The following is a 21,107-nucleotide window of genomic DNA, read 5'->3' on the forward strand; positions in this document are numbered from 1 at the left end:
AATCGGTGGAGCTGCATGACAAAGTCATCGGGCATTATCTGAACATAAAACACTATCAATAAGTTGGAGTCATTACCCGTCCAGAGAACGTTGAATATTATGTAATTTTCCTGTAATTGCCAGCGATTGTTTAAGGTGCTGCAAGAGAGCTGTCGCCTGCAAAGAAGGTTTAGTGATCAACAATAATGTATGACCATGAATACTATGGACTTCATTAAACATGATGAAACCCCGCTTTTTTATTGATCGCACACCTGACAGCTGCCTCTAAAATAGAAGCACCAGAAGTACTGACAGATGTTGGACTGCTGTGTGTAGTAATAAATCAGCCCTAAATGGGTAAAATATAAAACTAATGGATTACATCTGATTTCAATCTAGCCATTACAAATCTTAAATCAAGTGTTAAACATGTAACTAAATGTAACTCGTTATATTAAAATGTTAACTTTAAGGTTTTATTAAGTTTAGGAATGATAGAAAAGTTGTACATTTTGTTTTTATTGCACAATTTTAAAAAATCATACAAATGGTGCTAACTTACTAATAATGCATATAAAAAATATTTCGGTGTAGTCCTTTCGTCATGTAAAACGTTCTTGTTTTTTCTCCACACCACCGTGGACAATTTTTTACTGCAAAAAGACGAGGTTTGTCACGGCTTGTGCGCAAGACATATCGCAGCAATCAGCGACGGGCAAGAAGAATGACTGTCTGGTGTTTTTTGCTAGCGGAAAACGGAGATTTAAAAGAAAACAAAATATTTTTTGCGTAGATAACAGCGTATTTACGTGGGTTTTAATACTTTGGTATGAACAAAAAAAGAAAAATACAACGCGCGGGTGAGTTATTAAAAATATTTCCGCAGACATACTTTCCATCGTAACGCAGCGTTAACAAAATACAGGTTGCGTTAACAACCAAGTTGAAATGATTTAATTTCTTAAAAGTACGACCAGGTCCAGGGTGACAACATGAAAAACAAATTGTTATTTATGATGTTAACAATACTGGGTGCGTCTGGGATTGCAGCCGCAGCAGGTTATGATTTAGCTAATTCAGAATATAACTTCGCGGTAAATGAATTGAGTAAGTCTTCATTTAATCAGGCAGCCATAATTGGTCAAGCTGGGACTAATAATAGTGCTCAGTTACGGCAGGGAGGCTCAAAACTTTTGGCGGTTGTTGCGCAAGAAGGTAGTAGCAACCGGGCAAAGATTGACCAGACAGGAGATTATAACCTTGCATATATTGATCAGGCGGGCAGTGCCAACGATGCCAGTATTTCGCAAGGTGCTTATGGTAATACTGCGATGATTATCCAGAAAGGTTCTGGTAATAAAGCAAATATTACACAGTATGGTACTCAAAAAACGGCAATTGTAGTGCAGAGACAGTCGCAAATGGCTATTCGCGTGACACAACGTTAATTTCCATTCGACTTTTAAATCAATCCGATGGGGGTTTTACATGAAACTTTTAAAAGTAGCAGCAATTGCAGCAATCGTATTCTCCGGTAGCGCTCTGGCAGGTGTTGTTCCTCAGTACGGCGGCGGTGGCGGTAACCACGGTGGTGGCGGTAATAACAGCGGCCCGAATTCAGAGCTGAATATTTATCAGTACGGTGGTGGTAACTCTGCACTTGCTCTGCAAGCTGATGCTCGTAACTCTGATCTTACTATTACCCAGCATGGTGGTGGTAACGGTGCAGATGTTGGTCAGGGCTCAGATGACAGCTCAATCGATCTGACCCAACGTGGCTTTGGTAACAGCGCCACTCTTGATCAGTGGAACGGTAAAGACTCTCATATGACAGTTAAACAGTTCGGTGGCGGCAACGGTGCAGCAGTTGACCAGACTGCATCTAATTCCACCGTCAACGTAACTCAGGTTGGCTTTGGTAACAACGCGACTGCTCATCAGTACTAATACATCATCTGTATTAAAGAAACAGGGCGCAAGCCCTGTTTTTTTTCGGGAGAAGAATATGAATGCGTTATTACTCCTTGCGGCACTTTCCAGTCAGATAACCTTTAATACGACCCAGCAAGGGGATATGTACACCATTATTCCTGAAGTCACTCTTACTCAATCTTGTCTGTGCAGAGTACAAATATTGTCCCTGCGCGAAGGCAGTTCAGGGCAAAGTCAGACGAAGCAAGAAAAGACCCTTTCATTGCCTGCTAATCAACCCATTGCTTTGACGAAGTTGAGTTTAAATATTTCCCCGGACGATCGGGTGAAAATAGTTGTTACTGTTTCTGATGGACAGTCACTTCATTTATCACAACAATGGCCGCCCTCTTCAGAAAAGTCTTAATTTGTTGAAATATCGAGCATAAGATGAATCTGGAGAGAATGGTCTGCTGCGAATCAGCCAACCTGAAAGTATGGATAACACAACCCTCAAGGATGACTAATCATTGAGGAAATAGAATAAATGTTCAGACCTTTTTTAAACTCTCTTATGCTCGGCAGTTTGTTTTTTCCTTTTATTGCCATCGCAGGAAGCACCGCGCAAGGGGGCGTGATCCATTTTTATGGCCAAATTGTGGAACCGGCATGTGACGTCAGCACCCAGTCATCACCCGTAGAAATGAACTGCCCACAGAATGGTTCTGTTCCGGGTAAAACCTATTCCAGCAAAGCGTTAATGAGCGGCAATGTTAAAAACTCGCAAGTAGCCTCAGTAAAAGTGCAGTATCTTGATAAACAGAAAAAGCTGGCTGTAATGAACATCGAATATAACTAAGTTTCTGAACAACTCACGTTGCTGAGCAGAAAAATGCGATTTAACCAAAAAGCCTGCTGTACACTTAAGAAACAAGAAGGTGTAAGGAGGCGTTATGAAAACGCGTATTCATGTTGTGCAGGGTGATATTACCAAACTGGCCGTTGATGTGATTGTGAATGCGGCTAATCCGTCATTAATGGGAGGCGGCGGCGTCGATGGGGCCATTCATCGCGCAGCGGGTCCGGCCCTGCTGGATGCTTGTTTAAAAGTCAGGCAACAGCAGGGCGATTGCCCTACGGGGCATGCCGTTATTACGCTTGCAGGCGATCTTCCCGCTAAAGCCGTAGTGCACACCGTCGGGCCAGTCTGGCGTGGTGGTGAACAAAACGAAGACCAGCTTTTGCAGGATGCCTATCTCAATAGCCTACGACTGGTGGCGGCAAACAGCTATACGTCAGTGGCTTTTCCTGCAATCAGTACTGGGGTTTATGGTTACCCTCGTGCGGCAGCGGCTGAAATCGCAGTAAAAACCGTTTCAGAATTTATTACCCGTCACGCTTTACCCGAACAGGTATACTTTGTCTGTTATGATGAAGAAAACGCCCACCTCTACGAAAGACTCCTTACCCAACAAGGAGATGAATGATTTGCCCCGGCTGGCGAGCGCGGTGCTGCCACTGTGTTCGCAACATCCCGGTCAGTGTGGTCTTTTCCCTCTGGAGAAAAGTCTGGATGCGTTTGCCGCCCGGTATCGTCTGGCCGAAATGGCAGAGCATACGCTGGATGTTCAGTATTACATCTGGCAGGACGATATGTCGGGTCGGTTACTGTTTTCCGCCCTGTTAGCCGCAGCAAAGCGTGGCGTTCGCGTCCGTTTGTTGCTGGACGACAACAATACGCCCGGACTTGACGATATTTTACGCTTGCTTGACAGCCATCCCCGCATTGAAGTCCGGCTTTTTAATCCTTTCTCGTTTCGCTTGCTGCGTCCGCTTGGTTATATCACCGACTTTTCCCGTCTCAATCGCCGTATGCACAATAAAAGTTTCACTGTCGATGGCGTGGTTACCCTGGTGGGAGGACGAAATATTGGTGATGCCTATTTTGGAGCAGGGGAAGAGCCACTTTTTTCGGATTTAGATGTCATGGCAATAGGACCCGTGGTAGAGGACGTTGCCGATGATTTCGCTCGCTACTGGTATTGCAAATCGGTTTCACCCTTACAGCAGGTGCTGGATGTCCCGGAAGGTGAAATGGCGGATCGCATCGAGTTACCCGCCTCCTGGCATAACGATGCCATGGCGCATCGTTACTTACGCAAAATGGAATCCAGTCCGTTTATAAATCATCTGGTTGATGGAACGTTGCCGCTTATCTGGGCGAAAACACGTTTATTAAGTGATGATCCGGCGAAAGGGGAGGGCAAGGCAAAACGGCATTCACTGTTACCGCAGCGCCTGTTCGATATCATGGGCTCACCCAGTGAACGCATCGATATTATCTCTTCCTATTTTGTACCGACACGAGCAGGTGTGGCACAACTCTTACGGATGGTGAGAAAAGGGGTAAAGATTGCGATCCTAACCAATTCTCTTGCCGCTAACGATGTTGCTGTCGTCCATGCCGGATACGCGCGCTGGCGCAAAAAATTGCTCCGCTATGGCGTGGAATTATATGAACTCAAGCCGACGCGTGAACAAAGTAGTACGTTACACGATCGCGGCATAACCGGTAATTCCGGTGCCAGCCTGCATGCTAAAACCTTTAGCATCGATGGTAAAACGGTGTTTATCGGTTCTTTCAATTTCGATCCGCGTTCAACATTGCTCAATACTGAAATGGGCTTCGTGATAGAGAGCGAAACGCTGGCTCAGTTAATTGATAAACGCTTTATTCAGAGCCAGTATGATGCGGCCTGGCAGCTCCGTCTGGACAGGTGGGGACGGATCAACTGGGTTGATCGTCATGCAAAGGAAGAGATTATTCTCAAAAAAGAACCCGCCACCAGTTTCTGGAAGCGGGTTATGGTCAGACTGGCGTCGATATTGCCCGTGGAATGGTTATTGTAAATGTGGCTTAACGGGCTGGTGCTTTATCGTTCTCACGCTTAACAACCGGTTTACCAGAAAACAAAAACTTCAGTAACGGGATGCGCAAATGAATTTCATACAGAATTATCGCAATCCCTACTACGAATATCAGGCCACAGAGAAAACCAAGCCAGTTGGAGGTGATGTGCGGTGTAATGTATGCGCCGAAAAACAGCGTTAACGGGTGGTGAACCAGATAGATAAACAGTGATGCGTTAACAAAGTAAGTCACCCGCGCTGACTGGAAGTTAAGCAAACGGTGGCCAAAGGAGAAGACCACATTCACCATCCACAGACCGAGGACCATGGTGATCACCGACTCGGTTTCGTACATCCAGGCATCGCCACTGCCATAGCGCTGGTTGAGTAAATAAGCGACAAACGCCAATGCTGCTGCAAGGGTACAGCCACGAGACGGCGTGGTAAACAAGGCTTTAAGATGAGGGAAAATGAAAGCCAGTGCGCCGAGGATAAAGAACGGCAAATAAAATAGCGTTTGCATGACAATAAAATTGAACATGCCGTTACTCAGAATGGGCGGATACACAATAAAAATCGTTCTTCTTATTACCGCATAGCCGATGCCGAGGCACAAAAAAATCACCGATAGTTTTACCATCGAGAATTTTTTATTCGTTTTATCAGAATTTTCTAAATTATTTCTGATGCGTTTGAATATCCAGACGCACAGCGTCGTCATGACCACTAACACCAATAAAAACCACAGGTGCGATATTAATTCCCAGGCTAACGTATTATATTTGTCATACAATGACAGCCCAGGCCAACTTTCCGCTTTCCCTTTGACGTATTGCAGCATAATAAATTGCGGCAATGTCAGTAGGGGGATGGCTGTTAACATCGGGATCCCTACTCGTTCGACACGTACTTTCCACCATTTTTTCAAGGGATAGCGTAAAAAAAGCATGTAGGAAAAGTACCCGGATATAACGAAAAATACCTGCATGCGGAACGAGTGGATGAAGTCATTAAAAAGGGTCAGCCACAATGACGGTTCGGCGCTATTCACATGCCATGTATGGCTCGAATAGATTAAAGAAATATGAAAAGGGATCCCTAACAACATCAGCCAGGCGCGGATGGAGTCGAGGAAATATTCACGTTGCGCGGGTACTGGATTCATATATGGTTAACTAATCTCGGATTTTTCGTCTTATCCCTGTCGGGTTATGCCTTTAGGCTTGTTGCCATAGCGACACCGACCTGACCGCGCCAGGCGCAGGCTTCAAGGTTTTTATGCATAGCATCATCGCTACCACTAACCAGAATGGAAGCGTCTGTAAGACGGTTGATAAATAAATTTGCTGGCAAACCCTACACGAAGTCGATGCTTCTGTCTTTAGGAGAAGCACGGAAAGTGAAAACGGTTGCAATCAGGTGCTTAATCCATGAGCCAGCGTGCTGAACGATACCGGGATTCTGTTGTCGGAATGGCTGGTTATCCATTAAAATAGATCGGATCGATATAAGCACACAAAGGGGGAAGTGCTTACTAATTATGAAACATAAACTACAAATGATGAAAATGCGTTGGTTGAGTGCTGCAGTAATGTTAACCCTGTATACATCTTCAAGCTGGGCTTTCAGTATTGATGATGTCGCAAAGCAAGCTCAATCCTTAGCCGGGAAAGGCTATGAGGCGCCCAAAAGCAACTTGCCCTCCGTTTTCCGCGATATGAAATACGCGGACTATCAGCAGATCCAGTTTAATCATGACAAAGCGTACTGGAACAATCTGAAGACCCCATTCAAACTCGAGTTCTACCATCAGGGTATGTACTTCGATACCCCGGTCAAAATAAATGAAGTGACTGCCACCGCAGTCAAACGAATCAAATACAGCCCGGATTATTTCACTTTCGGCGATGTTCAGCATGACAAAGACACGGTAAAAGACCTTGGTTTTGCCGGTTTTAAAGTGCTTTACCCGATCAACAGCAAAGATAAAAACGATGAAATCGTCAGCATGCTCGGGGCCAGCTATTTCCGCGTGATTGGTGCAGGTCAGGTTTATGGCCTTTCTGCCCGCGGTCTGGCAATTGATACCGCCTTGCCATCGGGTGAAGAATTTCCACGCTTCAAAGAGTTCTGGATCGAGCGTCCAAAACCAACTGATAAACGTTTAACCATTTATGCATTGCTTGACTCGCCGCGCGCGACAGGTGCTTACAAATTCGTAGTTATGCCAGGGCGTGACACGGTTGTGGATGTGCAGTCGAAAATCTATCTGCGCGATAAAGTCGGCAAACTGGGGGTTGCACCGTTAACCAGTATGTTCCTGTTTGGGCCGAACCAACCGTCGCCTGCAAATAACTATCGTCCGGAGTTGCACGACTCTAACGGTCTCTCTATCCATGCCGGTAATGGCGAATGGATCTGGCGTCCGTTGAATAACCCGAAACATTTAGCGGTCAGCAGCTTCTCCATGGAAAACCCGCTAGGCTTTGGTCTGTTGCAGCGCGGTCGTGATTTCTCCCGCTTTGAAGATCTCGATGATCGTTACGATCTTCGTCCAAGCGCATGGGTGACTCCGAAAGGGGAGTGGGGTAAAGGCAGCGTTGAGCTGGTGGAAATTCCAACCAACGATGAAACTAACGATAACATCGTCGCTTACTGGACGCCGGATCAGCTGCCGGAGCCGGGTAAAGAGATGAACTTTAAATACACCATCACCTTCAGCCGTGATGAAGACAAACTGCATGCGCCAGATAACGCATGGGTGCAACAAACGCGTCGTTCAACGGGGGATGTGAAGCAGTCGAACCTGATTCGCCAGCCTGACGGTACTATCGCCTTTGTGGTCGATTTTACCGGCGCAGAGATGAAAAAACTGCCAGAAGATACCCCGGTCACAGCGCAAACCAGCATTGGTGATAATGGTGAGATAGTGGAAAGCACGGTGCGCTATAACCCGGTTACCAAAGGCTGGCGTCTGGTGATGCGTGTGAAAGTGAAAGATGCCAAGAAAACCACTGAAATGCGCGCTGCGCTGGTGAATGCCGATCAGACGTTGAGTGAAACCTGGAGCTACCAGTTACCTGCCAATGAATAAGACAACTGAGTACATTGACGCAATGCCCATCGCCGCAAGCGAGAAAGCGGCATTGCCGAAGACTGATATCCGCGCCGTTCATCAGGCGCTGGATGCCGAACACCGCACCTGGGCGCGGGAGGATGACTCCCCGCAAGGCTCGGTAAAGGCGCGTCTGGAACAAGCCTGGCCAGATTCACTTGCTGATGGACAGTTAATTAAAGACGACGAAGGGCGCGATCAGCTGAAGGCGATGCCAGAAGCAAAACGCTCCTCGATGTTTCCCGACCCGTGGCGTACCAACCCGGTAGGCCGTTTCTGGGATCGCCTGCGTGGACGCGATGTCACGCCGCGCTATCTGGCTCGTTTGACCAAAGAAGAGCAGGAGAGCGAGCAAAAGTGGCGTACCGTCGGTACCATCCGCCGTTACATTCTGTTGATCCTGACGCTCGCGCAAACTGTCGTCGCGACCTGGTATATGAAGACCATTCTTCCTTATCAGGGTTGGGCGCTGATTAATCCTATGGATATGGTTGGTCAGGATTTGTGGGTTTCCTTTATGCAGCTTCTGCCTTATATGCTGCAAACCGGTATCCTGATCCTCTTTGCGGTACTGTTCTGTTGGGTGTCCGCCGGATTCTGGACGGCGTTAATGGGCTTCCTGCAACTGCTTATTGGTCGCGATAAATACAGTATATCTGCGTCAACAGTTGGCGATGAACCATTAAACCCGGAGCATCGCACGGCGTTGATCATGCCTATCTGTAACGAAGACGTGAACCGTGTTTTTGCTGGCTTGCGTGCAACGTGGGAATCAGTAAAAGCCACCGGGAATGCCAAACACTTTGATGTCTACATTCTGAGTGACAGTTACAACCCGGATATCTGCGTCGCAGAGCAAAAAGCCTGGATGGAGCTTATCGCTGAAGTCGGTGGCGAAGGTCAGATTTTCTATCGCCGCCGCCGCCGTCGCGTGAAGCGTAAAAGCGGTAATATCGATGACTTCTGCCGTCGCTGGGGCAGCCAGTACAGCTATATGGTGGTGCTGGATGCTGACTCGGTAATGACCGGTGATTGTTTGTGCGGCCTGGTGCGCCTGATGGAAGCCAACCCGAACGCCGGGATCATTCAGTCGTCGCCGAAAGCGTCCGGTATGGATACGCTGTATGCGCGCTGTCAGCAGTTCGCGACCCGCGTGTATGGGCCACTGTTCACTGCCGGTTTGCACTTCTGGCAACTTGGCGAGTCGCACTACTGGGGGCATAACGCGATTATCCGCGTGAAACCGTTTATCGAGCACTGCGCACTGGCTCCGCTGCCGGGCGAAGGTTCCTTTGCCGGTTCAATCCTGTCACATGACTTCGTGGAAGCGGCGTTGATGCGCCGTGCAGGTTGGGGGGTCTGGATTGCTTACGATCTCCCGGGTTCTTATGAAGAATTGCCGCCTAACTTGCTTGATGAGCTAAAACGTGACCGCCGCTGGTGCCACGGTAACCTGATGAACTTCCGTCTGTTCCTGGTGAAGGGTATGCACCCGGTTCACCGTGCGGTATTCCTGACGGGCGTGATGTCTTATCTCTCCGCTCCGCTGTGGTTTATGTTCCTCGCGCTCTCTACTGCATTGCAGGTAGTGCATGCGTTGACCGAACCGCAATACTTCCTGCAACCACGGCAGTTGTTCCCGGTGTGGCCGCAGTGGCGTCCTGAGCTGGCGATTGCACTTTTTGCTTCGACCATGGTGCTGTTGTTCCTGCCGAAGTTATTGAGCATTTTGCTTATCTGGTGCAAAGGAACGAAAGAATACGGCGGCTTCTGGCGCGTTACATTATCGTTGCTGCTGGAAGTGCTGTTTTCCGTGCTGCTGGCTCCGGTACGCATGCTGTTCCATACGGTCTTCGTCGTCAGCGCGTTCCTTGGCTGGGAAGTGGTGTGGAATTCACCGCAGCGTGATGATGACTCCACTTCCTGGGGTGAAGCGTTCAAACGCCACGGCTCACAGCTGCTGTTAGGGTTAGTGTGGGCTGTTGGGATGGCGTGGCTGGATCTGCGTTTCCTGTTCTGGCTGGCTCCGATTGTCTTCTCGTTGATCCTGTCACCGTTTGTTTCGGTGATTTCCAGCCGTGCCACCGTTGGTCTGCGCACCAAACGCTGGAAACTGTTCCTGATCCCGGAAGAGTATTCACCGCCGCAGGTGCTGGTTGATACCGATCGGTTCCTTGAGATGAACCGTCAACGCTCCCTTGATGATGGTTTTATGCACGCAGTATTTAACCCGTCATTTAACGCTCTGGCCACCGCAATGGCGACCGCGCGTCACCGCGCCAGTAAGGTGCTGGAAATCGCCCGTGACCGCCACGTTGAACAGGCGCTGAACGAGACGCCAGAGAAGCTGAATCGCGATCGTCGCCTGGTGCTGCTAAGCGATCCGGTGACGATGGCCCGTCTGCATTTCCGCGTCTGGAATTCCCCGGAGAGATATTCTTCATGGGTGAGTTATTACGAAGGGATAAAGCTCAATCCACTGGCATTGCGTAAACCGGATGCGGCTTCGCAATAAAAACGTAGTTGCCTGATGCGCTACGCTTATCAGGCCTACATCGTTCCTGCAATTTATTGATTTTGCAAGATTTTGTAGGTTAGGTAAGGCGTTCGCGTCGCATCTGGCAAAAACAACGAGCCAATAAAAATACCGGCGTTATGCCGGTATTTTTTTACGGACGAGGTATCAAATGCGTTTAATTGTGGTGAGCATCATGGTGACCTTGCTGAGTGGCTGTGGCAGCATCATTAGCCGCACTATACCGGGGCAGGGGCATGGCAACCAATATTATCCCGGTGTGCAATGGGATGTGCGTGACTCCGCCTGGCGTTATGTCACAATCCTTGATCTGCCATTCTCCCTGGTTTTTGATACTTTACTGCTGCCGATCGACATTCATCATGGCCCGTATGAGTGATTAACGTTCATCCCACTCATCAGCTGCTGCGCGTCCTTCCTCGGTATCCAGCGGTGGCTCAAGCTGAAATTCCCCCTCGTCCCATTCATGTAATGTATTCTCTTCCTGCCACTCCTGGCGGATCTCTATCTCATCATAGTCGCCATCAAAAACACTTTGCGCGGCTTCACCGCTAAGCATAGGTAAACATTCACCTTCTTCCCCTTCGTCGGCAAAAAACTCAACTTGCCACATGATGTCGCCGTCCTGCAAAACGTATTTTTGGGCATTGAACTGTTGCACATTCGCGTCTTCGGCGTCGATGCCGGGGTTGTCTGCAAGAAATTCTTCGCGTGCAGCGTCAATGGCTTCTTCAAGCGTTGCGTACATGGTCATCACGATTCTCCCTTTGAGTTGATGAGGTTTCAGGGAAAAGGATAGCTGATTCTCCGCTTTTGCAAGTATGAAAGGCGAAAAATCAGTTCGATACCTGGGGTATTCGACGACGACGTAGACTGTTCCATGAATAGACTGCGTTGAATAACACTACGCCAGCGGTGACGAGAAATACCGCTCTGAAACCGTAGTTCGCTGAAATCGCTGCTCCCATCAATGGTCCGGTAACGTTGCCAATATCACGAAACGATTGGTTATAGCTGAAGATACGTCCGGCGATTTGGTTGCTCGAGTTGTAAACCAACAGTGTCTGTACGGCGGGGAGTAGTGCACCATCGGCGGCACCGAGCAAAAAACGTAAAATCCCAAGTTGTAATGGCGTCTGAACGTATGACATTGGGATCAACAGCAGTACAGAGAAGATCAGCGCCGTAATCAGGATCTTTTCGGGGCCGATTCGATCGCCAAGTTTGCCGAGTCGTGGTGCACTCAGCAGAGCCGCCACGCCTGGCACCGAGGCGATCATGCCACTGATAAAGGCGACGTTACTGACGTTACCCGCCAGTTCGCGGACATACAGCGTCAGAATGGGGGCAATTGAGCCCGTCGCCACCTGGATGATTAACGTAGTGACAAACAGGCTGAGTACCAGTTTCGGGTTTTTAAGTGATGTCACCACTTCCCGCATGTGCAGCATCTCTTTTTTGCTGACCGGCTGGAATTTTTCTCTGATGCAGAACAGGGTGACAAAAAAGCAGAGTATGAGCACACTGGCGGTAATAAAGAATACCGGACGTAAGCCGTAGCTATCGGCGAGCAGGCCGCCAGCCATTGGGCCGAGCAACGCGCCGCTAACGCCGCCTGTGGAGAGCGTACCCAGCGCCCAGCCGCTTTTATTACGCGGTACTTGTGTGGCGATAAGAGCATTAGCGTTGGGGACAAATCCGCCAAGTAAACCAAGAAGCGCCCGCAGGATCAAAAACTGCCAGATATTTTGTGCCAGTCCCATCAACACCATCACGATGCCCATGCCGAGGGCAGAGCGTAATAGCATGAGTTTTCGGCCTTTACGGTCGGCGAGTCCACCCCAAAACGGTGAGGCGATGGCCGAAAATAAAAATGTAATGCTGAAGACAATACCGGACCACATATTCAGGGCGGAGTGGCCGGTAACGCCAAGCTGCTCAACGTAGAGGGGTAAGAAGGGCATTACCAGACTGAAGGCGGCACCGGTAAGAAAACAGCCTAGCCAGGCGACGATCAGGTTTCGTTTCCAGTTTATAGGGGTGTCATTTTCACAGGGTGACATAGCAATCCGCTGTTGGTGCGCCAGGCGCGGTGAACATAAGAAGAAAAGATAAGCACACTAATTATGCGCCCGACTTCCAGGGGGCGCAATCCAGAGAGCTTTTATCGCTAAATCAGGGGGATTTGCTGTGGTAATGCCGGATGCCATTCTGAAGCATCCGGCATGGAAGATTTAATAGCGTGAAGGAACGCCTTCCGGGCGTGTTTTAAAGCGACGGTGTAACCACATATACTGCTCTGGTGCCATCATGATGCATTTTTCGACAACTTTGTTCATCCACGCGGCGGTAGTTTCGGCATCATCCAGCGGCGGAGAACACTCTGGCGGCAGCATAATCAACTGATACCCTTTTCCATCTGGCTTACGGCGTGGAACGAAGGGCACCAGACATGCGCCGGACATCCGTGCCAGCATCCAGGTTCCGGTCGTGGTCGCAGCCTGCTCAACGGCAAACAACGGGACGAAAACGCTTGAGCGCGGGCCGTAATCATGATCCGGTGCGTACCAGACCACTTCGCCTTTTTTCAGGGCTTTAATCATGCCTTTTAAATCTTTGCGGTCGAGCATCGATTTATTTGAGCGCAAACGGCCCCAGGTTTGTAGCCAGTCAATCAGTGGATTATCGTTCGGGCGGTAAACGCCAATCCCCGGTTCCTGCATACCAAACTGCCGCGCGCCCAGCTCCAGTGTCAGAAAATGGATGCCAACTAACAGGATGCCGCGTTTTTGCGCCTGCACGTCACGAATGTGTTCCATGCCGATCACTTCCGTCCAGCGGGCGATTCGGCGGTCCGGCCAGAACCACGCCATGCCGGTTTCCATCAGGCCCATGCCAACGGATTCGAAATTCTTCACCACCATTTTACGGCGTTCTTGTTCGCTCATTTCCGGGAAGCACAGTTCCAGGTTGCGATGCACAATTTTTGCGCGTCGTTTCATAAAACGTAACGCCAGTTTTCCTAATCCACAACCGAGGCGGTAGATAACCGGGTAGGGCAATTGCACGACCAACCAAAGTACGCCAATACCCAACCAGGTTAACCAATAACGCGGATGAAGCAGTGCGGTGGAGAACTTGGGTAGATTCGTCATATCAATCCTGTTTTTCAACCTATACGGGCAATTGTATGTATTGTCGCATTTTTTCGTCCGCAACCAAAATTTGTGACTGAAGACTGGGCGAAATTGCCGCGCTTGTAAATAACAAATAATTTTTAATGCGCAAATGTAGCGTAAAATGTGTGGATGTTAATTATCGATAATTGCTATATCATGCCGCGGATTTTTACTTTCCCATCTCGCAGGAACCGTACACCATGCCAGTGTTACACAACCGCATTTCCAACGACGCGTTAAAAGCCAAAATGTTGGCTGAGAGCGAACCGCGAACCACCATTTCGTTTTATAAGTATTTCCACATCGCCGATCCTAAGGTGACCCGTGACGCTTTATATCAGCTGTTTACCGCGCTGAATGTTTTTGGGCGAGTGTATCTGGCGCATGAGGGCATTAACGCGCAAATCAGCGTACCAGCGAGCAATGTTGAAACATTTCGCGCGCAGCTCTATGCCTTCGACCCGGCTTTAGAGGGTTTACGCCTGAATATCGCGTTGGATGATGATGGGAAATCTTTCTGGGTACTGCGCATGAAGGTCCGCGATCGTATCGTTGCCGACGGTATTGACGATCCTCACTTTGATGCCAGCAATGTTGGTGAGTATCTGCAAGCGGCGGAAGTGAACGCCATGCTTGACGATCCCGATGCACTGTTTATCGACATGCGTAACCACTATGAGTATGAAGTGGGGCACTTTGAAAACGCGCTGGAAATTCCGGCAGATACTTTCCGTGAGCAGCTGCCAAAAGCAGTCGAGATGATGCAGGCACATAAAGATAAAAAAATCGTTATGTACTGCACCGGCGGCATTCGTTGTGAAAAGGCCAGTGCCTGGATGAAACATAACGGATTCAACAAAGTCTGGCATATCGAGGGCGGAATTATTGAATACGCCCGTAAGGCGCGCGAGCAGGGCTTGCCGGTGCGTTTTATTGGCAAAAATTTTGTTTTTGACGAGCGGATGGGCGAACGTATATCTGATGAGATTATCGCGCATTGCCACCAGTGCGGTGCGCCGTGCGACAGCCATACCAACTGTAAAAATGATGGCTGCCACCTGCTGTTTATTCAGTGTCCAGTATGCGCGGAAAAATACAAAGGTTGTTGTAGTGAAATTTGCTGCGAAGAAAGCGCGTTACCGCCAGAAGAACAGAGACGCCGTCGGGCAGGACGTGAAAATGGCAATAAGATCTTTAATAAGTCTCGTGGACGTCTGAATACAACACTGGGCATTCCTGATCCAACAGAATAAATATCATTGCCGGATGCGTGCCATCCGGCAACATTTCACTCTTACTTCTGCTGTACGCCTTCCACTGAAATAATCAGATCCACTTCCTGAGAAGCTGGACCTAAATCTGTCTTGATATTGAAGTCCTTGAGCTTAATTTTGCCTTCGGCCTCGAAGCCTGCACGTTTACCACCCCACGGGTCGTCGCCCTGACCAATTAATTTCGCTTCCAGCGTGACGGGTTTGGTTACACCATTCAGCGTCAGATCGCCGGTAATATCCAGTTCGTCACCGTCTTTCTTCACGCTGGTGGAGGTGAATGTTGCCTGTGGATATTTTGCGGTATTGAGGAAATCCGCACTGCGAAGATGTTTATCGCGTTCGGCGTGGTTAGTATCGACGCTGGTGGTGTTAATTGTCACATTCACTTTATCGGCAGCTGGATTTTTTTCATCAAAGGTAAAAGTACCGTCGAAATCTTTAAAGGTGCCATATAACCAGCTATAGCCAAGATGCTGGATGCGGAAGTTAACAAAGGCGTGCTGACCTTCTTTGTCAATTTTGTAATCGGCGGCAACCGCTGAACCGGCAGAGAACATCAGGGACGCGAAGGTTAAACCAAGCAGGCTTTTTTTCATTTTTTATACTCCATAGTCAGATGACGACTTTCCCAGCATGCGCTTCAGAGTGTCGTCTTTATCGATGAAATGATGCTTCAGGGCCATAAATCCGTGCATAACGGACAGTACCACGACGCTCCACGCGAGCCAAAAATGCAGGGCACCGGCAAAGTCTGCCTGTGCGCCAGCGTCGGCAAGGGTCGCGGGGACGTCAAACCAGCCAAAAACGCTGATCGGTTTACCATCGGCAGTTGAGATCAGATAGCCGCTGATGCCGATGGCGAACAGCAATAGGTACAATGCGAGATGTCCAGCTTTTGCGGCAAGACGAGTCATGGGCGAATAACTCGGCAGCGGACCCGGCGGTGGAGATATGACACGCCACAGAACGCGAATAACCAGCCCCATCATTAATAAAATACCGATGCTTTTATGCAGTTCGGGTGCTTTGTGATACCAGCCATCGTAATAACTGAGCGTGACCATCCACAGACCTAAAGCAAACATGCCGTAGACAATAATTGCGCTTAGCCAATGGAAGGCCGCAGATATAACACCATAGCGTTCAGGGGTATTTGTGAATGACATAAGTGCATCCAAAACGAATTTGCGAGAGAAAGAAAATGGCGTGTCGGAGAATGAATTGCAACACAAAAATAACAAATTGAATGATATTTATTTTTATTTCAATAATTTTGAATTAATAATGAAAGAATCTTCATAAGTTTAGTGGGTTCAGCATCAGAGATGTCTGGTGAGTGCTGTAGAAGCAGGAATAATCTCATTCAATTTTTCACGCTAAATGAAAGGGAGATTAAATATTTGTCAGTTTATGTCAGTGCGGAAAACTAAAAATAAAACACATAGATCAGATCCATAATTGCCAATAATCCCCAGAGAAAAAGATAAAGCATCAGATGCTCGCGAATATTATTGGTGAGATAGTGCAACAGCCGACGCATTAAATACTCCTGTAAAAACGGCCTCATTCTGGAGGCCGTAATGATGATTATTGGAAGCGGGAAAGCCTGAATGGCGTCAAATCAAAATCGTTTTTTTTGTCTTGCGCAAAATCGGCAGCTATTTCCCCTAAAACTGACGCAAATTTAAAACCGTGCCCACTCAGGCCGGTAATGAGCAGTGTATTATCGTAGCCGGGTAGGGTATCGATAATAAAATCTTCGTCAGGCGAATTATCATAGGTGCAGGCAGCGCCGTACAGGCAGCAACCGATACCCGGCAATACATTGCGCAAGAACGGGAAGGCTTCTGACCCATCACTGGCCACTTCCGCAAACGGAACACGTTCATCCGCTGAATGGATAACCTGGCCTCCGTTATGTTTGCCAATCTTCAACGCGTCGTTTTCTGCCGGAAAACCATAATATTGATCGCCATTGGGCAGTTCACCGGTAAACGCCGGGAATTTATTCTTCACGCTATAGCGGCCATCGGCCTGATACCAGGCAAATACTTTACGTACGGGCTGGACAGGCAGCTCCGGGAGCAGGTCTTTTACCCATGTTCCCGCGCAGACAATCGCTTTTTTCGCCTGATACTCACCATCAGCCGTTTCAATAGTTACGCCATCATCCTCATGACGAATTGCGGTGACCGGGCAGTTGAACAGTTGCGCACAGCCCGCTTCCTTCGCCAGTTGGATCCAGGTTTTAATCGCCAGTTCGCTGCGCAAAAAACCGGAATCAGTCTCAAATAAGCCGATGTAGTTGTCCGGGACGCGTATTTCTGGCCAGCGGGCCATAATCCCTTGCGCATCGAGCTTTTCAACGTTGAGTTGCCACTGTTCGGCGCTGTGGGCGACGTTGGCGAGAAATGCGGAGTCAGCCGGGCCAAGGTTAATGACACCAGAGCGTACAAAAATGGGATCATCTTCGTTGTGGCGGGAGAGGTCATCCCACAGCGTTTGTGCGCGGAGGACCAGCGGGACATACTTTTCGCCTTCACCATAAGCATGGCGAATTAATCGCGTATCGCCGTGGTGGCTGCCGTGTTGATGTGGTGGCATATGGGCGTCGGTCATAAGCACGTTTAAACCGGCGCGGGTTGCATAATACCCGGCGGCAGCGCCTACGGAACCGCTGCCAATAATGATGAGATCGTATTTCATTTTTTTCTCTCTGCTCTCATGGTTTAAGCAGAGTAATTAACTGAATGCAGATATACAACCCAGAAATGGTAAAGGCACCGGTGAGGTGCCTTTTGGGTGGATGGTCATGTCATGTTAATGACGCCGATACTCGTTTACCGGGAAATCACCGGATTCAATTTTGGCGATTCCTGCTTCTAATATCGAAATAAATTGTCTGGCAACATCAGTGGTTAACCAGAGCGTCTGACCAACTTCAGTCCCTTCCTGCTCGGACTTATTTGGGGTCTGGTAGTGCAAACGCAACATCAGCGCATCATAGCTATCAACGGTGCTGATGTCCCACCCTACGAGCGGATGAGTCTGAATGACTTCATTATTTTTTTCCATCATGGCCCCCTAATTCGTGTTACTAGACAACGTTATTCGAGGTTCAATGCGTTTTTATCTGAAGCAACTTCAGTATACCAATAAGTAAGGGTATTCACCGAATTTTTAAAGGGGGAAACGGATAAATTTCTGCTTTTAAGATTTATATGAACAATAAAACAGCATGTCATTCATATTTTTTTAGCATATTGTGCAATTATTTTGAGGAAGTGTAGAAATTTTGTACTCAAAATTTGTAAGTAAAATAAAAAAGCCGGGGCGACCCGGCAAAAACAAAAATCACTGCATATTATTCGCTGACAAACCAGTCATCGGCGCTTTCCCACGTTTCCTGGAGAATTTCGCTAATGCGCTGTTTATCTTCTTTTGTCGCGCCAATAACCGATAAATTATTCGCTGCGGCGTAACGTACCGATACGTGGCCTTCATTATCAGGAAACGCATACTGAATACGGCGGGAAAGTTCGCCAGCCAGGGCGTCAATAGCCCCAGCTGGCAATGGAGAAGTTTTCGCTATGGTGACTTCAATTCGCATAATAGCCCCCTGTTGAATATACTGGTTATTTATACAGGTAAAATAACCTAATGACAACAGAAAGCTAGGATTTTTATTGTTTAACGGACCAGCGTACCGTTTCCCCGGCGAGGAATGGCACCAGGGTGTCATCAGTCAGTGCGATGCTTTCAGCAACCTGTTGCTCTTCACGTACCAGTTCGATGAATGTGTCGTTGACCGGCAACCCGTAGAACTGCGGGCCGTTTACAGAACAGAATGCTTCAAAGTGCTGCAGAGCATTCATCTCTTCAAAGACGGTAGCGTAACTGCCCAGCGCGGTTGGGGCGTTGAAGCAGCCCGCGCAGCCGCAACTGCTCTCTTTGCGATGACGTGCATGTGGCGCAGAATCCGTACCGAGGAATACTCGATTAAAACCGCTGGCGACCAGTTCACGCAATGCCTGTTGGTGAATATTGCGTTTGAGGATGGGTAGACAATACAGGTGCGGACGCACGCCTCCAACCAGCATATGGTTGCGGTTAAACATCAGATGCTGCGGAGTGATGGTGGCAGCCAGCCGTTCATTTCCGTCACGGACATAGTCGGCAGCATCTTTGGTGGTGATGTGCTCAAAAACGACTTTCAGCGCAGTCAGGCGCTGGCGCAGAGGTTCCATCACGCTTTCTATAAAGCGCGCTTCACGATCAAAAATGTCGATATCTGCATGTGTCACTTCACCATGCACCAGTAGCGGCATACCGATTTTTTCCATGCGCTCAAGTACCGGCATGATTGCGTCAATTGACGTCACGCCGTGGCTGGAGTTAGTGGTTGCGTTTGCCGGGTAAAGTTTTGCAGCGGTGAACACGCCTTCGTTAAATCCGCGCTCCAGCTCATTAGGATCCAGCGAATCTGTTAAATAACAGGTCATCAATGGGGTGAAATCGTGCCCGGCAGGTACGGCGTCAAGAATACGCTGGCGATACGCCACGGCAGCCTCAACGGTGGTCACGGGCGGAGCCAGATTGGGCATTACGATAGCCCGTCCATAAATTTCGCTGGTATACGGCACGACAGTTTTTAACATGTCGCCATCGCGGAGGTGAAGGTGCCAGTCGTCTGGGCGGCGGATCTTTAATACCTGGGATGGTGCAGTCATTAATCTCTATGCTCCGGCTGAAGGGATGTTTTTGCCGGAGACAAAGGATAAGCGGAAACGTTTTCCTTTGCACGAAAAATAAAGGGCGCGAATGCGCCCTCGTGATTAATCAGTAAATGGAATGACAATTTCGCCTGGCTTCACTTCAATGCCTTTCGCCAGTTTTTTCGCCATTGCTTCGCCCTGGCTGCCATCTTCGCGCAGGACGTAAGCAGGTTGCTGGTTAAAGTAATTGCGTAATGCCTGGTTCAAATAGGGAAGCAACGTTTGCATCACCGTTTGCATTTTTTCCGGTTGTACCGTCGCATCGACCACTTCCATCTCTTTCAGGAAGATCGCACCTTTTTCTTTATCAAACACGGGCAGCGCTTTCAGCTTCAGTTTCATGGTCGCTTTCTGACTACCGAACAGGGAGTTCATGTCCAGATTGGCGTCTCCGGTTAGGGTAACCTTATTCGGCTCTTCGCGACCAATTTGGCTGGTCAGGTTTGTCAGAACAATATGGGCGTCAGCCACGCCGGGTAAACCGATATCTTTTGAGAAATTATTATGTTTCGCAAGCGACTGGTTAATTTCTTGTTCGGTGATGGTGTATTGGGTGAGTTGATTACAGCCAACGAGCAGGCCACTGACGATCAATGCAGCGGCAAATAAAAACTTGTTCATGGTAGTCCTCGACATGAAATCTGCGTCAATATCCTGACACAACGCAGCATGTGTCACCAGCGATAAACTCGCCAGCAGAAAAAACTGAAAACGGCGGCAACCCGCGAATACAGGCTGCCGCGGCGGGTCAGGATTAAATCGCCATTGATGATAACAAATTGATTTGTGTCTGTTTCGCCATATTATCGCGGTAATCAGCAACGCGGCTTGGCCAGTTAATTCCGGCTACCAGCGTCAGATTACGCAGTAGCGGGAATAGCTGAATATCATCTTCCGAAAGTTCGCCATTCACGGCGTTCGGTTTGACGATCAGTTTGTCCAGCGCACGTAAATCATCGCTGATATTCTTAATCAGACCGTCAGAGTGGGCCAGCAGGTCGGCAAAATTACCCGCGCTGGCCTCTTTCTTGTCGACGAAATATTTGCGCGCGGCAGGAGTAGAAAACTCATCAAATGCCGATTTGGCAAAACGCGGCAACAGCAGTTTGTTGGCGTAGCCATTGACCTTGCGCAGCCACTCTTCAATGGCAGGGGAACGTTTGCCGGTCAGTAACGGTTTGCCGTCGAGTTTATCGACATAGTGAACGATATCCATGCTTTCTGGCATATAGCGGCTGTCATCTTTTTGCAGAATGGGAACCTGTTTTTGACCGACCATCCGGGTGGGTGTTTCTGCGTCGTCGTTGAGCAGAACATGTAATTCGACGGGGATATTTTTCAGGCCGAAAATCATGCGGGCTTTGAGGCAGTAAGGGCAGTGATCGTAAATGTATAGCTTCACGTGACTCCTCCATTTGGCTGTCA

General features: G+C 48.6%; 24 protein-coding genes and 1 pseudogene. 11 read left to right on the top strand and 14 right to left on the bottom strand.

Annotated features, from left to right (window positions below; genetic code table 11):
• Positions 1–62: IS1 family transposase (locus OQV04_RS25010; protein ID WP_071528444.1), on the top strand; the 62-nt coding region annotated here is incomplete at its 5' end.
• A 16-nt stretch (positions 63–78) separates the two neighbouring features.
• Here the strand turns inward: OQV04_RS25010 and OQV04_RS05595 are convergent.
• Positions 79–222, bottom strand: a pseudogene (locus tag OQV04_RS05595) (biofilm master transcriptional regulator CsgD); the annotation flags it as partial.
• 752 nt (positions 223–974) lie between these two features.
• On the opposite strand from OQV04_RS05595, the gene csgB reads away from it, so the two are divergent.
• From csgB to clsC, 6 genes are all read left to right on the top strand, one after another.
• Positions 975–1,430: a curli minor subunit CsgB gene (csgB, locus tag OQV04_RS05600; RefSeq protein ID WP_002431194.1), complete on the top strand. Its 456-nt coding sequence runs from the start codon at positions 975–977 to the stop codon at positions 1,428–1,430.
• Positions 1,431–1,470: 40 nt separating this feature from the next.
• The gene (gene csgA / locus OQV04_RS05605) at positions 1,471–1,929 is read left to right on the top strand and encodes a curli major subunit CsgA (RefSeq protein ID WP_000771428.1); all 459 of its coding nucleotides are present in this window, start codon (positions 1,471–1,473) and stop codon (positions 1,927–1,929) included.
• A gap of 58 nt (positions 1,930–1,987) precedes the next feature.
• Positions 1,988–2,320 carry a curli assembly chaperone CsgC gene (gene csgC / locus OQV04_RS05610; RefSeq protein WP_000992818.1) on the top strand — a complete coding sequence of 111 codons (333 nt, stop codon included), beginning with the start codon at positions 1,988–1,990 and terminating at the stop codon, positions 2,318–2,320.
• A 120-nt stretch (positions 2,321–2,440) separates the two neighbouring features.
• A complete protein-coding gene (ymdA, locus tag OQV04_RS05615) occupies positions 2,441–2,752 on the top strand; it encodes a protein YmdA (RefSeq protein ID WP_000489581.1) in 312 nt (103 codons plus the stop codon).
• A 94-nt stretch (positions 2,753–2,846) separates the two neighbouring features.
• Entirely contained in the window at positions 2,847–3,380 is a 534-nt protein-coding gene (ymdB, locus tag OQV04_RS05620) for an O-acetyl-ADP-ribose deacetylase (RefSeq protein ID WP_000857405.1), read from the top strand.
• Positions 3,322–4,803, top strand: coding sequence for a cardiolipin synthase ClsC (clsC, locus tag OQV04_RS05625; protein ID WP_122999006.1), 1,482 nt, complete (start codon positions 3,322–3,324; stop codon positions 4,801–4,803). Before ymdB ends, clsC begins: the two co-directional genes overlap by 59 nt.
• Positions 4,804–4,810: 7 nt before the next feature.
• On the opposite strand, the gene mdoC is transcribed toward clsC, so the two are convergent.
• Complete coding sequence (mdoC, locus tag OQV04_RS05630) at positions 4,811–5,968, bottom strand: glucans biosynthesis protein MdoC (RefSeq protein WP_001070350.1); 1,158 nt, start codon at positions 5,966–5,968, stop codon at positions 4,811–4,813.
• Positions 5,969–6,361: 393 nt separating this feature from the next.
• On the opposite strand from mdoC, the gene mdoG reads away from it, so the two are divergent.
• From mdoG to OQV04_RS05645, 3 genes are all read left to right on the top strand, one after another.
• Positions 6,362–7,897 (top strand): glucans biosynthesis protein MdoG, encoded by a 1,536-nt coding sequence (gene mdoG, locus OQV04_RS05635; protein ID WP_077757366.1) that lies wholly within the window; start codon positions 6,362–6,364, stop codon positions 7,895–7,897.
• Positions 7,890–10,433 carry a glucans biosynthesis glucosyltransferase MdoH gene (gene mdoH / locus OQV04_RS05640; protein WP_001295445.1) on the top strand — a complete coding sequence of 848 codons (2,544 nt, stop codon included), beginning with the start codon at positions 7,890–7,892 and terminating at the stop codon, positions 10,431–10,433. The genes mdoG and mdoH overlap by 8 nt, the downstream gene beginning before the upstream one ends.
• A gap of 172 nt (positions 10,434–10,605) precedes the next feature.
• A complete protein-coding gene (locus OQV04_RS05645; protein WP_001237205.1) occupies positions 10,606–10,833 on the top strand; it encodes a YceK/YidQ family lipoprotein in 228 nt (75 codons plus the stop codon).
• On the opposite strand, the gene OQV04_RS05650 is transcribed toward OQV04_RS05645, so the two are convergent.
• The 3 genes from OQV04_RS05650 to lpxL all read right to left on the bottom strand — a co-directional run bounded on the left by OQV04_RS05650 (position 10,834) and on the right by lpxL (position 13,609).
• Positions 10,834–11,208: a MysB family protein gene (locus tag OQV04_RS05650; RefSeq protein WP_000180056.1), complete on the bottom strand. Its 375-nt coding sequence runs from the start codon at positions 11,206–11,208 to the stop codon at positions 10,834–10,836. It abuts the gene before it with no gap.
• A gap of 82 nt (positions 11,209–11,290) precedes the next feature.
• Entirely contained in the window at positions 11,291–12,517 is a 1,227-nt protein-coding gene (gene mdtG, locus OQV04_RS05655; protein ID WP_000074172.1) for a multidrug efflux MFS transporter MdtG, read from the bottom strand.
• A 171-nt stretch (positions 12,518–12,688) separates the two neighbouring features.
• The gene (lpxL, locus tag OQV04_RS05660; protein ID WP_000183364.1) at positions 12,689–13,609 is read right to left on the bottom strand and encodes a kdo(2)-lipid IV(A) lauroyltransferase; all 921 of its coding nucleotides are present in this window, start codon (positions 13,607–13,609) and stop codon (positions 12,689–12,691) included.
• 224 nt (positions 13,610–13,833) lie between these two features.
• Between lpxL and trhO the strand changes: the two genes are divergently transcribed.
• Positions 13,834–14,886: an oxygen-dependent tRNA uridine(34) hydroxylase TrhO gene (gene trhO, locus OQV04_RS05665; protein WP_001295959.1), complete on the top strand. Its 1,053-nt coding sequence runs from the start codon at positions 13,834–13,836 to the stop codon at positions 14,884–14,886.
• A gap of 41 nt (positions 14,887–14,927) precedes the next feature.
• Here the strand turns inward: trhO and OQV04_RS05670 are convergent, their stop codons facing one another.
• From OQV04_RS05670 to grxB, 9 genes are all read right to left on the bottom strand, one after another.
• Positions 14,928–15,503, bottom strand: coding sequence for a YceI family protein (locus OQV04_RS05670; RefSeq protein WP_000749261.1), 576 nt, complete (start codon positions 15,501–15,503; stop codon positions 14,928–14,930).
• Between the two features lie 3 nt (positions 15,504–15,506).
• Positions 15,507–16,073 carry a cytochrome b gene (locus OQV04_RS05675; RefSeq protein WP_000011108.1) on the bottom strand — a complete coding sequence of 189 codons (567 nt, stop codon included), beginning with the start codon at positions 16,071–16,073 and terminating at the stop codon, positions 15,507–15,509.
• A gap of 260 nt (positions 16,074–16,333) precedes the next feature.
• Positions 16,334–16,447, bottom strand: a complete 114-nt coding sequence (locus tag OQV04_RS05680) for a YceO family protein (RefSeq protein ID WP_032280727.1) — start codon at positions 16,445–16,447, stop codon at positions 16,334–16,336.
• 47 nt (positions 16,448–16,494) lie between these two features.
• Positions 16,495–17,613, bottom strand: coding sequence for an N-methyl-L-tryptophan oxidase (gene solA, locus OQV04_RS05685; RefSeq protein ID WP_151322894.1), 1,119 nt, complete (start codon positions 17,611–17,613; stop codon positions 16,495–16,497).
• A gap of 114 nt (positions 17,614–17,727) precedes the next feature.
• Positions 17,728–17,982, bottom strand: coding sequence for a biofilm formation regulator BssS (gene bssS, locus OQV04_RS05690; protein WP_000414437.1), 255 nt, complete (start codon positions 17,980–17,982; stop codon positions 17,728–17,730).
• Between the two features lie 289 nt (positions 17,983–18,271).
• A complete protein-coding gene (dinI, locus tag OQV04_RS05695) occupies positions 18,272–18,517 on the bottom strand; it encodes a DNA damage-inducible protein I (protein WP_001217754.1) in 246 nt (81 codons plus the stop codon).
• Between the two features lie 73 nt (positions 18,518–18,590).
• Complete coding sequence (gene pyrC / locus OQV04_RS05700; RefSeq protein ID WP_000126534.1) at positions 18,591–19,637, bottom strand: dihydroorotase; 1,047 nt, start codon at positions 19,635–19,637, stop codon at positions 18,591–18,593.
• A gap of 105 nt (positions 19,638–19,742) precedes the next feature.
• The gene (locus tag OQV04_RS05705; protein ID WP_001295443.1) at positions 19,743–20,303 is read right to left on the bottom strand and encodes a lipoprotein; all 561 of its coding nucleotides are present in this window, start codon (positions 20,301–20,303) and stop codon (positions 19,743–19,745) included.
• A 133-nt stretch (positions 20,304–20,436) separates the two neighbouring features.
• Positions 20,437–21,084 carry a glutaredoxin 2 gene (gene grxB / locus OQV04_RS05710; protein WP_000780912.1) on the bottom strand — a complete coding sequence of 216 codons (648 nt, stop codon included), beginning with the start codon at positions 21,082–21,084 and terminating at the stop codon, positions 20,437–20,439.
• Positions 21,085–21,107 lie beyond the last annotated feature (23 nt).

It is taken from the genome of Escherichia sp. Lx600-2, from assembly GCF_036662595.1.
GTDB lineage: Bacteria > Pseudomonadota > Gammaproteobacteria > Enterobacterales > Enterobacteriaceae > Escherichia > Escherichia coli.

Bases quoted from the DNA above. Each gene is read 5' to 3' on its own strand.
- csgB (WP_002431194.1), top strand. From the start codon at position 975: ATGAAAAACAAATTGTTATTTATGATGTTAACAATACTGGGTGCGTCT.
- csgA (WP_000771428.1), top strand. From the start codon at position 1,471: ATGAAACTTTTAAAAGTAGCAGCAATTGCAGCAATCGTATTCTCCGGT.
- csgC (WP_000992818.1), top strand. From the start codon at position 1,988: ATGAATGCGTTATTACTCCTTGCGGCACTTTCCAGTCAGATAACCTTT.
- ymdA (WP_000489581.1), top strand. From the start codon at position 2,441: ATGTTCAGACCTTTTTTAAACTCTCTTATGCTCGGCAGTTTGTTTTTT.
- ymdB (WP_000857405.1), top strand. From the start codon at position 2,847: ATGAAAACGCGTATTCATGTTGTGCAGGGTGATATTACCAAACTGGCC.
- clsC (WP_122999006.1), top strand. From the start codon at position 3,322: ATGATGAAGAAAACGCCCACCTCTACGAAAGACTCCTTACCCAACAAG.
- mdoC (WP_001070350.1), bottom strand. From the start codon at position 5,968: ATGAATCCAGTACCCGCGCAACGTGAATATTTCCTCGACTCCATCCGC.
- mdoG (WP_077757366.1), top strand. From the start codon at position 6,362: ATGATGAAAATGCGTTGGTTGAGTGCTGCAGTAATGTTAACCCTGTAT.
- mdoH (WP_001295445.1), top strand. From the start codon at position 7,890: ATGAATAAGACAACTGAGTACATTGACGCAATGCCCATCGCCGCAAGC.
- OQV04_RS05645 (WP_001237205.1), top strand. From the start codon at position 10,606: ATGCGTTTAATTGTGGTGAGCATCATGGTGACCTTGCTGAGTGGCTGT.
- OQV04_RS05650 (WP_000180056.1), bottom strand. From the start codon at position 11,208: ATGACCATGTACGCAACGCTTGAAGAAGCCATTGACGCTGCACGCGAA.
- mdtG (WP_000074172.1), bottom strand. From the start codon at position 12,517: ATGTCACCCTGTGAAAATGACACCCCTATAAACTGGAAACGAAACCTG.
- lpxL (WP_000183364.1), bottom strand. From the start codon at position 13,609: ATGACGAATCTACCCAAGTTCTCCACCGCACTGCTTCATCCGCGTTAT.
- trhO (WP_001295959.1), top strand. From the start codon at position 13,834: ATGCCAGTGTTACACAACCGCATTTCCAACGACGCGTTAAAAGCCAAA.
- OQV04_RS05670 (WP_000749261.1), bottom strand. From the start codon at position 15,503: ATGAAAAAAAGCCTGCTTGGTTTAACCTTCGCGTCCCTGATGTTCTCT.
- OQV04_RS05675 (WP_000011108.1), bottom strand. From the start codon at position 16,073: ATGTCATTCACAAATACCCCTGAACGCTATGGTGTTATATCTGCGGCC.
- OQV04_RS05680 (WP_032280727.1), bottom strand. From the start codon at position 16,447: ATGCGTCGGCTGTTGCACTATCTCACCAATAATATTCGCGAGCATCTG.
- solA (WP_151322894.1), bottom strand. From the start codon at position 17,613: ATGAAATACGATCTCATCATTATTGGCAGCGGTTCCGTAGGCGCTGCC.
- bssS (WP_000414437.1), bottom strand. From the start codon at position 17,982: ATGGAAAAAAATAATGAAGTCATTCAGACTCATCCGCTCGTAGGGTGG.
- dinI (WP_001217754.1), bottom strand. From the start codon at position 18,517: ATGCGAATTGAAGTCACCATAGCGAAAACTTCTCCATTGCCAGCTGGG.
- pyrC (WP_000126534.1), bottom strand. From the start codon at position 19,637: ATGACTGCACCATCCCAGGTATTAAAGATCCGCCGCCCAGACGACTGG.
- OQV04_RS05705 (WP_001295443.1), bottom strand. From the start codon at position 20,303: ATGAACAAGTTTTTATTTGCCGCTGCATTGATCGTCAGTGGCCTGCTC.